The organism is Bdellovibrio sp. GT3 (genome assembly GCF_037996765.1).
Taxonomy (GTDB): Bacteria; Bdellovibrionota; Bdellovibrionia; order Bdellovibrionales; family Bdellovibrionaceae; genus Bdellovibrio.
On record NZ_JBBNAD010000006.1, the window covers coordinates 61,572 to 75,329 of the forward strand.

Genomic DNA, 13,758 nt, shown 5'->3' on the forward strand with positions numbered 1-13,758 from the left:
CTAAACAATAATGAATCAAGTTTCAGTGAAATAATCCGAAAAATTATTCATGAAAACAACTATGATTTCAATAACATCTCTTCTTCTGATGACTGCTTCCTTGACTGCCCACGCGGATTGGATGAGCGAGCAGGAAGCGAATTTCACCATCGTCAATTCAACAGACACAGTCACTGTGGATAAGAATGGCCTTGCAGAAAGCGTGATGGAATCAGAGCTGCAAGTGCTCAATGAAAAAGGTCGCAACGAGTTAGTGTTGCAGACCATTCCTTTTGTTCCCGATGCCGTCACTGTTACTTTTATCAAAGCCTCCACAATGACAGAGGGCGTGGAATCCCAGGTGAATGCCAAAGACGTTACGATTCGTGCTGCCAAGGGCCCTGTTCAGGGTTTAAGTCATTTACGTGAAATGGTGATTCCGTTTAATAACCTGAAAATCGGTTCCGTCACCAAATACTCAGTTAAAATTAAATACAAAAAAAATGTTCATACGGGACTGTTTAATCAATCCTATGTGATCGGGCTTCACGCCCCGGAAAAAGCCGGCAAGGCCAAAATCAAATCCCTTCTTCCCTTGTATTGGCACGTGAACGATCCGTGGAATGTACTGACAAAAAAAGAAAGCCGCGAAGGCGAATACTACGTGTTTGAGTTTGAACAGATTAAACCCCTCTTCAAGGTACCCAAAGAACCCCTGGCGGTTTTAAACAGGGATCTGGTTTCGCGCGTGGACATCTCAACCATGAATGACTGGAATAATTTTGTCGCTCCGCTGGCAAAAAAGTACGAAGCCATTCTGGCGGTTAAATCCCTGCCCGCGCCATTTACCCGCATCGTGACCAAAGCAAAAAAAGGCAAAACAACGGCCGAGAAGATCGACATCGTCACTTCTGAGTTATCGAATATCATGACTTATTCCGGCAACTGGACAAGCCTTGAAAAAATGGTGATAGCCCAGCCATTAAAAGATATCTCCAGAACTAAAACCGGCGATTGTAAGGACTTTTCCCTGGCGACAACAGCGATGTTAAGAGCCTTGGGGATCGACGCCAAGGTCGCTCTGGTTCGCAGAACCTCCATCCAGGAAGCAAGCCGCATCACCATGGAGGCCATCGCTCCGAATCTGGTTATGGCCGAACGCTTTAATCACGCGATTGTGAAAGTGACTGAAGGTGACAAGATTTACTGGGTGGATCCAACGAATATCGTCAGCAACTCTGACTTTGTTTTCTCTGATATCGCAGGCTCCAAAGCATTGGAAGTAAGCCTTGCCGCAAAGGACCTTGAAACTGTTCCTCACCCCACTGCTGCCCAATCCCGTCTGACTTTTGATAAGACCATCAAAATCAACATGGACCGCAGCAGCGACACCGTCACAAACTTTGAGGCTCTGGGCGACTATGCCAAATATATCTCCGAAGCTTCTTTTGCAACCAGCGAAGACTCAGCCAAGAAAACATTGATGACTTATCTTCGTAACGACAGCAAAAATGCCAAAGGTATCTACGAAGGAATTAACTTCCGCAATCGTATTGCCAGCTCCCTCACGGGCACACAAAAAACCATCGGCGAGGAAATCGTCAAATGGGAAGATCAAAAACTTCTCTTGAACCTGGGCTTCCCCTTGTCCGCTTTGACGCCGATGGCCCTGAACGGCTACCGTGTCACCCCGGCCACTTTGATTGGAAGATTTTCTGAATCCACTGTGACTCACATCACTGGCTATGACTTTGTCGGCTATGAGCTGGGCTGCAATATTTTGACCCCGTGGTATAGAATCACCCGCGACTTCATCAAAGAAGACAAAGGTTTCAAAGTCGTCGACGAAGTCACCTTTGAACAGGTGCAGGTCTCTGCAGATGATCTGAATTCAGAAAAATTCCAATACATGCTGGGCTCCCTGGCTGACTGTATGGAAAGCAGTATCGTGAAAATAACGCCACTGGCGCCAGCCGATACCCTGCAAGGTCGTCTTGATAAATACACAGTCCAAATCGCAGAAGACAAAATGGCAGTGGGTGGACCAAAATCCATTGATGGTGCCCGCGAGGCCTATCACATTGCCGGACAGATTTTATCAAAAGAACCAGAAAACAAAGAGGCTCTATTAATTCGCGCACGCGCAGTACGCCGAGTGAATTACTTTAACAACAGCATCGACAGTTCGGAATACCTGAACGAGTCAGCAAAAATTCTGGACGCTCTTGAACTTCGCTACCCGCAAGACCCCAAAGTCCTGCAACAAAAAACCTGGGTGGCGGTTTATCGCAATGATAAAGAGAAAATCTCCGGGCTTTTCAACCAAGCGTACAAAACGTCTCAGAAGGACTATGAGTTGTACAAACTGGGTGGCCGCGTTTTGGAAGACATGAAACAAACCCAGGCTGCCATTGGCTCTTATACAAAGGCCTTCGAGCTTGCTAAAAACCCAAGAGACAAAGCCACTGTGGCCGAGTCATTGGGCCACTTGCTGATCACCAACAATCAAATTGAAAACGGCATCGGCTACTACAAGTACGCGATCAAAGCAGATCCCGGAAATGCTTGGCTTGCGGGCAACTTCGCATCTTTGATTCAGCACTATGGCCGCTGGGATGATGCCATCACCGTGGGCGAAGAAGTCGTAAAATCCAATCCTTATGGCATGGCCAAAACAACTCTAGCCAAAGCCTATGCGGGAAAAGCCAACACGATTATGGCCGTTCCCGTGAACAATCCTTTGGATCAGGCCAAGAATCTGGATGCCTCTGAAAAACTGTATTCCAAAGGCCTCACCCACGTCCCGAACAACGAGGAATGTCTTTTGGGGCTTTCCAAGATCTATCACATCCGCGCTAATATTGATTTAAATCCAATGACGGCGCAAAAATCTTTGCGCTATCTGGATAAGGCTTTGGAAAGTAAAAAGATCTCTGTGGAGCGCGTTGCGCACATGAAGAAAAATCTTTTGATGATTGCTGATGGCAAGAAGCCCACTCCGAACAGCTCAGGCACCACTGAGTTTGCAACCGAAGTGATTCCAGCTGCGAGCCCGATTGTGGTCACTGTTCCACCGAACCAAAGAGTCCCAGCAGCAGCTGCTGCTGCTGCTACTCCTGCCGCGGCACCTCAAACTCCGCCGCCTGTGGTGGCGCCAGCCGCGAAATAATCAGACAAACAAATCAGTCTAACTTCTTGCTCTTTAAGAGCAGGGAGTTACTAACGACGGAAACAGAGCTCATGGCCATCGCAGCACCGGCGATCACCGGATTTAGCAAACCCAATGCCGCAAGCGGAATTCCCAGAGTGTTATAGAAGAACGCAAAGAAAAGGTTCTGACGAATTTTCTTAAGTGTCACTCTGGAGAGCTGTATAGCCTGAGCGACACCTTGCAAATCATTATGCATCAACGTCACATCCGCAGTCTCGATGGCAATATCAGTCCCCGACGACATTGAAAAACTCACATCCGCCATCGCAAGGGCCGGCGCATCGTTGATACCGTCCCCCACCATGGCCACTGTTTTCTTTTGTCTTTTTAAGGTCACAATGACATTGGCTTTATCCGAAGGTTTAACTCCGGCTTTGAATTCAAGAATCCCCGACTGGCGAGCGATCTCCTTGGCAGTCCCTTGGTTATCACCCGTTAACATCATGACCTGTACACCCAAGGCCTGCAATTCCGCGACCGCTTGTTTTGAACTCTCGCGAATTCGATCGGCCACTGCGACATAACCCAAAATGCGCTCTTCTGCTCCAAGCACCATCACAGTTTGACCTTGCGATTCCAGCTTTTGCAGCAAATCCAGCTGCAGAAATCCGCCGCTAGAAACCCAATCCGGTCGTCCAAGTTTGTAGCAAATTCCCTCTATAGTTCCTGTAACACCATGACCGCTAACAACTGCAAAATCCTGCACCGATTTTAATTCAATCCCCCGATCCAAGGCCCCTTGAGTCAGAGCGTGTGCCAAAGGATGAGAAGAGCCATTTTCCAGACTTGCTGCAAGGGTCAGAACTTGATCTTGATTGAACGATGAAACTCCATGCACCTCGGTGACAACGGGTTTCCCCTCAGTTATGGTGCCGGTTTTATCAAGCACCACGACGCTGATCTTTTCAGCCTGCTCCAGCGCACGGGCATCTTTAAACAAAATCCCCAGACGTGCCGCTCGACCTATCCCCACAACCACTGCGGTCGGCGTCGCAAGTCCCAAAGCACAAGGACAGGCAATAACCAGCACTGAAACTGAAGCAACAAAGGCCGCCTGCATATCCTGCACAAACAGCCATGTTCCAAAAAAAGTTAAAATGCTGATCACAACCACGACAGGTACGAAGATGCGGGAAATACGGTCCGCCAAACGCTGAATGGGTGCCTTGGAGCCCTGAGCTGCCGTGACTATCTTGATGATTTGTGCCAGTTGAGTTTTAGAACCCACACTGGTTGCTTTAACTTGCAAGGAGCCTTGTTGATTCAAAGTGGCTGCATAGACATGACTGTCTGGATTTTTTTCCACTGGCAAACTCTCGCCGGTCAACATGGACTCATCCACCGATGAATTTCCCGCTACTACAATTCCATCAACTGGAATGGCTTCACCATTTTTTACCAGGACCTTGTCACCCGTATTCACCTCAGAGATGGAAATAGAAACCCAAGTGCCGTCCCGCTCTACCAAGGCCATCTTGGGTTGCAGTCGAATCAGACTCTCCACAGCTTCAGAGGTTTTGCCTTTGGCTCTGGATTCCATCAGCTTACCTAACAGGATCAATGTAATCACCGCGGTACTGGCTTCAAAGTAAACGTGCTGATCATGCCAATTCTTAAGTGTCACGACGGCACTCAATACATAAGCCATGGTAGTTCCCAGTGCGATCAGAACATCCATATTGGCACTTTTAGCTTTTAGTGCGTGGTATGATCCCACATAAAATCTCCAACCAATCCAAAACTGCACTGGCGTTGCCAGCAGTAGCTGCAGCCAACGGGGGATCAACTCGTGATCGTGACGAACAAACATCACTATCATTTCCACGATAAATGGCGCCGTTAGTATTGCCGAAATAACAAAATGCCGTAGATCCCGACGGTATTCGGCCGCGGCAATTTCTTTTACATTTTGAACATCAATATCAGAATTAATCTCAAAAGCCTGGTAACCCAGGTTTTGAATGGCTTTTATCAGAGTCTCAGGAGTGATTGAACTTGGATCAAATTCAACATGTGCTTTTTCCGTTGCGAAGTTAACGGTGGCCTGAACTTCAGGAAGTTCATTAAGTGCTTTTTCAATTTTGCCGGCACAATTCACACAGGACATGCCTATGAGCTGCAATTCCATAATTCACCCTGGCACCTTTGGCCCTTACCCACTATTAGGACATGGGGAGCCATTTTGTGACAAAGATTTAGGGAACTGGTCGGACTTTTTGAGTGGCTATTGTAATGGACTGGAACTCTTTTGTGAATAATGACATCAAATGATGAGCTGTCTCTCGAGGATCCAGCTTAAAATCCCCCAGACACGCCGTTTTCACCGGGGTGCCTTCGTTCGTCACATTCATTGCAAAGTGAACCATTGTTGAAACCGGTGATTTCGTGGCGATACTGATGGAAAGCTTGCGATCCCCCCAGTAAATATCATCCCCATCGCGAATCAAGGTATCGGACTTAAGATGAGTGCCGGCATGAGCCTGGATATAGTCACGTGCGATGGCAGCAAACAATCTTTGCAAAGCCACACCGCTAAATAGATCACGATCAAATACTTCAATGATAAAGTGAAGCATCTCGTCGCCTGCGATCACAGCATTAGCCAGCAAATCCTCGCCATCCACCATGTGTGCCGCCGGGATATCACATTTGCCAACCCAGGAAATAATGGAAGGTCCCAGTTTCCCGTGATCCAGATATGCAAATAGCGAATGAAGCTGACTGCCATCGTAGGCGAATTTCTTTTCGATAAAATGCATTTCCATAACTTACCCCTTAAACAAACTTTTCACATCGACCTTGGCGGAAGCAAAGGCACGCTTGGCGCGCTGACAGGATTCACACTGCCCACACCATTCCTCTCCGGCAAAATAACAGGGCCAAGTCAGCTCCCAAGGAACATCCAGTCCCTGTCCCAATAGAACAATGGCTGGCTTGTTCAAATGAGCCGTGTAACAACCCACGGTCACTTTGTTTGAAGTCGAATATGAAAGCGCGTGAGTTGCAGCTTTTAGGAAGTCCACGGAATTATCCGGGAATGTCGCTGCTTCTTCAGCATTGAATCCTGGAATGACAGAGTCCGCGCCCAAAGCTTCCGCGTAGGCTGCAGCAATATTCAGGAAAATCCCATTGCGATTTGGCACCCACACGGATTTGGCTGTTTCGCCGGATTTTTCCAGATTATCAATTTCAACGTCTTTACCCGTGGGAACTTCTTGATCCTCCACCAGCAAAGAAGATTTATTGAACTCCTTAAACCACGTCACATCCAGGACCTTATGGGGCACATTCAGAAACTTTGCGATTTTAGCAGATTGTTCGATTTCTTTTTTTGCGGCCTTCTGCCCATAATTAAAAGTCAGGGCCAGCACCACTTCGTGGTGATGCTTGATGGCTTCAAAAATATTAACAGTCGAGTCCAAGCCCGACGACAGCAATACGACGACTTTTTTCTTTTTCTTCATGACATGGCCTTCAGATCACGAACCAGGATTTGTATGGTTTTTTGCCCAGCAAAATAATTCCACTGCAGCTCCCCCAGAATATCATAAAAACCCGGCACATTGTGCAAAGTTTCCACCTGACGAGGAGTCGGAGTAAATAACAAAGCTTCCATAGTGGCATTGCTGTCTGGATCAAATAGCTTCAAACGCAGATGTCCACCTTTGAGTTCCCGTTTTGACAAGACTTGAATATTGGAAAAATGAATAAGCGGAATCGCGAAACCGGCACCAAACGGACCGACAAAATCATACCACTTCATTAGATTGGTACTGACTTCCGGCAAACTCGCCTGAACGTCGTAGAAAATTTCCAATGGCTTTGGTTTTTCGCGAAGATCTGAAAAGTGTGAATCCAGGCGATTCACAAATTGTGACACCTTGGCTTCTGCGATCTCAAAACCTGCAGCCGCAGAATGCCCACCAAAACGACTCATTAGTTCCGCTGCCGTGGACATCGCCTCGACCAAGCAGGCTTCCTGTCCCTGAGGCAAACGCGCAGATCCCACGATCATCCCATCGTCACCAACAGAACCCACGAAAGCTGGTTTGTTGTAGACCTGAGTCAACTTTGTAGCAATCAGTCCAACCACCCCACGGTGGAAGCTGGAAGAAGCCACAAAAACAAAGTCCTTATGAGGCCAGTCTTTAAGTAACTCTTGAGCTTCAGCTTCCGCATCACTTTGCAATTGCACCCGTGTGGAATTGTTCTTCATCACCTGGCGAACCATGTCGCGGGCTTTACCTTGATCTTCCAACAAGAAGATATCAATTGGCAAAATCCCCGATTCCATACGTGATAGAGCATTCAATTTTGGTGCGAAACGAATTGCCACATCCTGACTGGTCAGTGCGCGATCCTGCAGATCCAACTCTTCAAGTAATGCTCTAAGTCCGGCTCTTTTCGTCTCTGCCAACTTCACCAGGCCGTGCTTCACCAGGACTCGATTGTCGTCCACCAAAGGCACCATGTCGGTCAAAGTCCCAATCGTGAAGTAGTCCAGCACCTCTTTAAGATCCCAATTGTTTTTAGGTAGTTGCGCGTGATCATGAAAGTATCTTTTCAATCCACGCAGAAGATAGAATGCAACTCCCGCACCACACAAATAACCTAAACCACTTTCGCAAGTTCCTTGGTTTGGATTAATAATCACGTAGGCCGATGGCAACGTATCTGCTGGTAAGTGATGATCTGTTAAAATAACATCAACACCCAACTCGCGGGCCTTATCGATCGCCGCATGCGCAGTGATGCCAACGTCAACCGTGATAATCAGGGAAACACCTTGAGATTTAAGCTCCTCAACCGCGGCCGCATGGAAACCATATCCCTCAGACAAGCGCTTCGGTTGGTAGTGCAAAACTTCGGTAAAACCCAAAGCCTGCATCCCGGTTTTTAACAAAGCCAATCCGGAAGTTCCATCCAGGTCAAAGTCTGCATAAATGCAGATCTTTTCTTTATTAATATATGCCTGACCCAGACGCTCGAGTGCTTGAGACATCCCCTTCAATAGAAGTGGATCTTTCAAATCTCCAAGTTTTGGAAACAACAGCTTATCAACATCACCGGCTTGAGTGAATCCACGGGCCGCAAGAAGCTTGCCGATCAAGGATGGCCATTGCCCCTCGACCTTTGCGGGTGTTGCCACCTCGCCATTTGCTTCTCTAAGTTTCCAAAGTGGATTCACTATCACTCCGCGGGAATAATTCCCCAGTTAAAACACAAAGGCCCCTTATCGGGGCCTTCGATTTATTAAGCCTTTTTACTAACCAATTTATCCATGTACATAACAAACGGTGCTGCTACGTAAATGGAAGAGTAAGTACCGAATGCGATACCCACGCAGATCGCGAAGGCGATATCGCCCACTGTACCACCCGAGAACAACCACAAGCACAAAGCTGAAGTGAAAACTGTTCCGGAAGTCATGAACGTACGACGAAGCATATCGTTGATCGCTTTATTGATGATAAATTTGTAGCCTTTATCATGATACAAGCTATCAGTTTCACGAATACGGTCGAATACGACGATCGTGTCATTCAGTGAGTAACCGATCAAAGTCAAAATCGCCGCCAGGATAGGAACGTTCACTTCCTTACCAACTGCTACAAAGATCGCCAAAGTGATTACCGCATCATGGAACAAGCAGAATACTGCGCCCGGAGCGTATTTGTAATCGAAACGAAGACCTACGTAGATCAAGATCACCAGCAAGCAATAGAAAACTGCCAGCAATCCGTTACGTTTCAACTCCGCACCCACTTGAGGTCCCACGGTGTCGACACGACGGATATCAGGGCTATGATCAGCAAACTTTGTTTCGATCATAGTTCTGATTTTAGCGATATCCTGATTTAGGATTTCATTTGTTTCTTTATCAGTTTTACCCTGTTGTCCTTGGAAGCGAATGATGAATTCGTTGTTTTCGCCGATAGCTTGAACACCGACATCACCCAATTTCAAATCGTCAACGGACTGACGAACTTGATCGATCGCCACGCCTTGAGCAAATTTAACCTGGAACTCAGTACCACCTTTAAAGTCGATACCGTAGTTAACACCCTTGATCGCCAAGTAGGCCAGGGAGATCACAACCAACAAAACGGAAATACCTGTGAAAAGGTTTGTTTTGCCGACGAAATCGATTTTGCCCCAAGATTCAGTTGTCGTAGTTTTTGTATTATTAGTCATTTTTGCACCAATCCTAGATGGACAACTTTTTCACGTTAAATTTGTAAATCAACTGATCCACGATAACTTTGGATACGAACACGTTCGCAAACATAGTTGTCACGATACCAATCAACAAGCTCACCGCGAAACCACGCACCGGACCTGTACCGAAGTACAATAGGATCACAGCAGTAGCACCTGTAGTTACGTTGGAATCGATGATCGCAGACATCGCACGGTTGTAGCCCTCTTTGATTGCGGCTTTCAAACTGTGCCCTTGCGCCAACTCTTCCTTGATACGCTCGTTAATCAACACGTTCGCATCGACCGCGAAACCCACCGTCAAGGCGATAGCCGCGATACCAGGCAACGTCAAAGTTGCACCGAAAGAAGTCAATAGAGCCAACACACCCAGAACGTTCAGTCCCAAGCACACTGCCACCACGCAACCCATGCCTTTGTAGTAAACAATCATGAACAAGCAGATCAATGCGGCACCAATGTAAGCACCCATTTTCGCTTTATCGATAGAGTCAGCACCCAAAGTTGGACCCACGCGACGCTCTTCCAATTGCTCCAAAGAAGCAGGCAATGCACCCGCGCGAAGAGCTGTGGAAATCATTTTCGCTTCGTCCATCATTTGGTTACGATCACGGCCACCACCCAAAGTGATTGTCGCCTGACCGCCACCAATACGCTCACGAATGCTTGGAGCGGATTTGATGATTTTATCAAGTACGATCGCCATTTGTCTGCCCGAGTTTGAACCCGTCAAGTCAGCGAACTTTGTCGCACCTGCAGAGTTGAAACGAAGAGAAACCATTGGCGCTCCGTAGTTGTCATAACCAACGCTTGCATCATCCAATGCAGAACCACCAAGATCCGTGTCTTCTTTAAGAAGGTACGGAATGGCGCCCGTTTCCATTGAAGTCGCATTCGCAGACTTTTCAAAGTAGATCACAGACTTTGCAGGCAATTTACCTTTAAGGTCCGCATTCAAACGAGTCACGTAGTCTGAATACTTCATGGAATCCATTTTATAACCGCCCGCTTTTTCAGCGTCAGCGATCATCACTTGAAGTTCCTGTGGAGTTTTCTCAGTGGATACGATCATGAAATCAAGCTTTGCAGTTGTATTGATCAACTGTTTTGCTTTTTCAGCATCCGCCATACCTGGCAATTGAACCAGAATACGGTTTGTACCTTGTTGAGAGATGGAAGGCTCAGCCACACCAAACTCATCGATACGGTTACGGATTGTTTCAATCGCCTGTTGAATCACGCGATTTTTGTAGTCATTCAAATAAGCATCAAAGTAACGGTACGTAGCCGTTGTATCCGTGGAACCCACTTCTTGAAGGTCCGCTGGATGCTTTTCAGACATGTATTTTTCAACTTTGGCTTTTTCAGCCGCCGCGAAAGACAAAGTCACTTCACCCGCCTCAAGGCGCTCGGATTTAACATCCGTCAAAGTGATGCCGTCTTTGGCAGTGTCTGTTTTAAGGGAGGAGATCAAACGAGTCGTGGACTCTTTCACCACGCCGTCTACGTCAACGCCCATAACAAGGTGCAAACCACCTTGAATATCAAGTCCATAGTTCATCTTTTGTTTAGATGGCCACCATGAGTTTCCGAAATTCACTACGTTTGGCATAAACCAAACGAGAGCCAAAATGATACCCAAGGCCGCAGCCAGGGTTCTCCAACGAAGTCCGTCCATTATTTCTTTTCCTCTGTCGCTGTTGCTGCTTTCTGAGTTGTCGCAATTTGAGTACGAAGCATTTTAACTTTCACGCCATCCGCGATCTCAACAGTCACGAATTGGTCAGTGATGCCCTCGATACGACCCAAGATACCTGAAGAAGTGATAACTTCGTCGCCACGTTTGATTTCATTCAAGAACTTTTGATGGTCTTTTTGGCGCTTGGATTGAGGACGGATAATAAGGAAGTAGAAAATAACGAAGATAAAGATAAACGGAACAAACATCTCAAGAGTGGATGGTTGTCCAGCTGCTGGAGCTGCCGTTTGCGCGTGTGCTGTATTAACAAGAAGTTCGAATAACATGATTCCTCCAATGATGCTGCTTCAGCCTCCACCCCTACCGGGGTTTCGGCACTGCCCGGCAAAGCCGGCACTAAAATTCAGCATTATTCCATGGAAGAATCAATAGTTATGTCAGTTAGCCTTTCTTTACGAAACGCGTTAGACAGTCGTCACGGAACGCCGCCCAACGACCTTCAGCGATCGCTTCGCGGGCCTTTTCCATCAATTTCATATAGAAATGAATGTTGTGGATTGTGTTCAAACGAGAGCCTAAAATTTCACCACTCAAGAACATGTGACGTAAATAAGCCTTCGAATAATTCGTGCACGTATAGCAATCACACTCTGGATCAAGCGGTGATGGGTCTTCTTTGTATTCACTGCGCTTGATGCTGACTTTACCTTGCCACGTGAAGATCGTACCGTTACGTGCCACTCGAGTAGGCATGACGCAATCGAACATATCGATGCCCGAATCTATTGCAATAATTAAATCCGTTGGCGTCCCAACGCCCATCAAATAACGCGGCTTATTGGCCGGCATTTTTGGAGCTACGTGTGGCAAAAGCTCATGCATCAAGTGAATAGGCTCGCCCACCGAGAAACCACCCAGGGCATATCCTGGCAAATCCACGGAAGTGATTTGCTCAAGGGATTTCAAACGGTGCTTCAAACTTAATCCACCCTGAACGATACCGAACAACAAGCTCTCTTTGCGAGTCATCGCTGCTTTGGAACGCAACAACCAGCGATAGGTCAAAGCCATGGAGCTTTCAATTTGCTCGTCTGTTGCCGGATACTGCAAGCATTCATCAAAAGCCATGATGACATCAGAGCCCAGATCCATTTGGATCTCCATGCTCTTTTCAGGAGAGATAAAATGTTTGGCGCCATCCAGGTGAGAACGGAACTCCACACCTTCTTCATTCATATTGCGAAGTTTGGACAAAGAGAAAACCTGAAAGCCGCCGGAATCGGTCAGGATCGGACCGTGCCAGTTCATGAACTTGTGCAAGCCACCCATTTTTTTGATGGTCTTTTCACCAGGGCGCAAATGCAGATGGTAGGTGTTGCCCAAGACAACTTGAGTTCCGCATTCTTTTAGCTCTTCAGGAGTCATGGCCTTAACAGTGGCTTTTGTACCGACGGCCATAAAGACCGGTGTTTGCACAGGTCCGTGGGCAGTCATCAGCGTGGCACGACGGGCATTGCCTTCAGTTTTATGGACAACGAATTGGCCCAGGTTCATTTCAGTTTCAGTTGTATTGGTCGTCATAGTTTTACCATCTAGCATAATTACTTACCTATCCAGACTGTCAGGTCGCCATAAGAAAAGAGCCGGAACTTTCTCTCAATCGCCCATAAGTAGCAAGTTTTAACTGTTTCCAAGGAAGAAAATCCCGAAACCAAAGCAAGCAAAGTGGATTCCGGTTGGTGGAAGTTGGTCAGAAGTCTTTGCACCACTTTGAATTGGTACCCAGGCTGAATCAACAGCTTGGTGAAGCCCCGATAGCCCTCAGAATCCGAACCTTGCAACAATCCCCCTGCCGCACTCTCCAAAGAGCGCGTGGTGGTTGTTCCCAAGGACCAGATCAAGTGCCCCGATACCCGGGCTTTTTGAATCGCCTGCCAGCTGGCTGCGGAAATCTCCACGTACTCCTCATGCATGTCGTGATCGTTAAGGTCCTCCGCCGTCACCGGCAGGAAAGTCCCCAACCCCACATGAAGTGTGACTTCAATGATTTGCACGCCTTGAGCGCGCAACTGTTCCATATCGGCGTGAGAAAAATGCAGACTTGCGGTGGGAGCAGCAAAACTCCCCGGAGTTTTCGCCCAGGCGGTTTGGTACCAGGATTCATCCGCATCCACGGTGTGGCGCTCGTTACGAGCTTTTTGTATATACGGCGGAAGTGGGAGTTCGGCCACTTTTTGAAAGTAGTCCTCGGTGACAGCCTGACTCAAGGTCACCTTTTGCGGACGGCCTTTTTCCTTTAACGTCATGGAGACGCCCAAAGGCAGCTCCAATGCCTGGCCAATTTTGAATTTCTTTGAGGGAAACAGTACTTCCCAATCAAACTCTGAAGTTTGCTTTAGGAACAGAATTTCAACATCACCGGAAAACACGCGACGCTTTAGAACCCGAGTGTTGTTCACGACCAACACATCCCCATTGTTCATTTTGCTTTTCAAATCCTCGATGGAAATTTCACATGGCTGGTTGTTTTCAACCCACATAACACGTGAAGGACGCTGAGGAGCGGTTGCTACCAACTCTTCGGGATAGGAAAAAATGAGGTCAGTGATTTTCATAGGAGGCCTTCATAGCATAGCTCCTTTGAAGATAG

The 13,758-nt window shown here is 47.3% G+C and carries 10 protein-coding genes; 1 reads left to right on the forward strand and 9 read right to left on the reverse strand.

The genetic code is table 11. The features are described from left to right. Nucleotides 1-49: 49 nt before the first annotated feature. Nucleotides 50-3,148, forward strand: coding sequence for a DUF3857 domain-containing protein (locus tag AAAA73_RS15675; RefSeq protein ID WP_340599434.1), 3,099 nt, complete (start codon nucleotides 50-52; stop codon nucleotides 3,146-3,148). 13 nt (nucleotides 3,149-3,161) lie between these two features. On the opposite strand, the gene AAAA73_RS15680 is transcribed toward AAAA73_RS15675, so the two are convergent. The 9 genes from AAAA73_RS15680 to queA form a co-directional block, all read right to left on the reverse strand. Continuing rightward, nucleotides 3,162-5,318, reverse strand: a complete 2,157-nt coding sequence (locus tag AAAA73_RS15680) for a heavy metal translocating P-type ATPase (RefSeq protein WP_340599435.1) — start codon at nucleotides 5,316-5,318, stop codon at nucleotides 3,162-3,164. 67 nt (nucleotides 5,319-5,385) lie between these two features. After that, complete coding sequence (locus AAAA73_RS15685) at nucleotides 5,386-5,955, reverse strand: DUF366 family protein (RefSeq protein WP_340599436.1); 570 nt, start codon at nucleotides 5,953-5,955, stop codon at nucleotides 5,386-5,388. 3 nt (nucleotides 5,956-5,958) lie between these two features. After that, nucleotides 5,959-6,654, reverse strand: a complete 696-nt coding sequence (gene queC / locus AAAA73_RS15690) for a 7-cyano-7-deazaguanine synthase QueC (protein ID WP_340599437.1) — start codon at nucleotides 6,652-6,654, stop codon at nucleotides 5,959-5,961. Then, nucleotides 6,651-8,378: a single-stranded-DNA-specific exonuclease RecJ gene (gene recJ, locus AAAA73_RS15695; RefSeq protein ID WP_340599438.1), complete on the reverse strand. Its 1,728-nt coding sequence runs from the start codon at nucleotides 8,376-8,378 to the stop codon at nucleotides 6,651-6,653. Before recJ ends, queC begins: the two co-directional genes overlap by 4 nt. Before the next feature lie 65 nt (nucleotides 8,379-8,443). Continuing rightward, a complete protein-coding gene (secF, locus tag AAAA73_RS15700) occupies nucleotides 8,444-9,385 on the reverse strand; it encodes a protein translocase subunit SecF (protein WP_340599439.1) in 942 nt (313 codons plus the stop codon). A 13-nt stretch (nucleotides 9,386-9,398) separates the two neighbouring features. Beyond that, on the reverse strand, nucleotides 9,399-11,087 hold the full coding sequence (gene secD / locus AAAA73_RS15705) for a protein translocase subunit SecD (protein WP_340599440.1): 1,689 nt from the start codon (nucleotides 11,085-11,087) through the stop codon (nucleotides 9,399-9,401). After that, nucleotides 11,087-11,434 (reverse strand): preprotein translocase subunit YajC, encoded by a 348-nt coding sequence (yajC, locus tag AAAA73_RS15710; protein ID WP_340599441.1) that lies wholly within the window; start codon nucleotides 11,432-11,434, stop codon nucleotides 11,087-11,089. Before yajC ends, secD begins: the two co-directional genes overlap by 1 nt. 115 nt (nucleotides 11,435-11,549) lie before the next feature. Next, a complete protein-coding gene (gene tgt, locus AAAA73_RS15715; RefSeq protein ID WP_340599442.1) occupies nucleotides 11,550-12,689 on the reverse strand; it encodes a tRNA guanosine(34) transglycosylase Tgt in 1,140 nt (379 codons plus the stop codon). A 20-nt stretch (nucleotides 12,690-12,709) separates the two neighbouring features. Further along, entirely contained in the window at nucleotides 12,710-13,723 is a 1,014-nt protein-coding gene (gene queA, locus AAAA73_RS15720) for a tRNA preQ1(34) S-adenosylmethionine ribosyltransferase-isomerase QueA (RefSeq protein ID WP_340599443.1), read from the reverse strand. Between the last annotated feature and the right edge of the window lie 35 nt (nucleotides 13,724-13,758).

Excerpts from the sequence above, each read along its gene's own strand:
- AAAA73_RS15675 (WP_340599434.1), top strand. The coding sequence starts at position 50 with ATGAAAACAACTATGATTTCAATAACATCTCTTCTTCTGATGACTGCT.
- AAAA73_RS15680 (WP_340599435.1), bottom strand. The coding sequence starts at position 5,318 with ATGGAATTGCAGCTCATAGGCATGTCCTGTGTGAATTGTGCCGGCAAA.
- AAAA73_RS15685 (WP_340599436.1), bottom strand. The coding sequence starts at position 5,955 with ATGGAAATGCATTTTATCGAAAAGAAATTCGCCTACGATGGCAGTCAG.
- queC (WP_340599437.1), bottom strand. The coding sequence starts at position 6,654 with ATGAAGAAAAAGAAAAAAGTCGTCGTATTGCTGTCGTCGGGCTTGGAC.
- secF (WP_340599439.1), bottom strand. The coding sequence starts at position 9,385 with ATGACTAATAATACAAAAACTACGACAACTGAATCTTGGGGCAAAATC.
- secD (WP_340599440.1), bottom strand. The coding sequence starts at position 11,087 with ATGGACGGACTTCGTTGGAGAACCCTGGCTGCGGCCTTGGGTATCATT.
- yajC (WP_340599441.1), bottom strand. The coding sequence starts at position 11,434 with ATGTTATTCGAACTTCTTGTTAATACAGCACACGCGCAAACGGCAGCT.
- tgt (WP_340599442.1), bottom strand. The coding sequence starts at position 12,689 with ATGACGACCAATACAACTGAAACTGAAATGAACCTGGGCCAATTCGTT.
- queA (WP_340599443.1), bottom strand. The coding sequence starts at position 13,723 with ATGAAAATCACTGACCTCATTTTTTCCTATCCCGAAGAGTTGGTAGCA.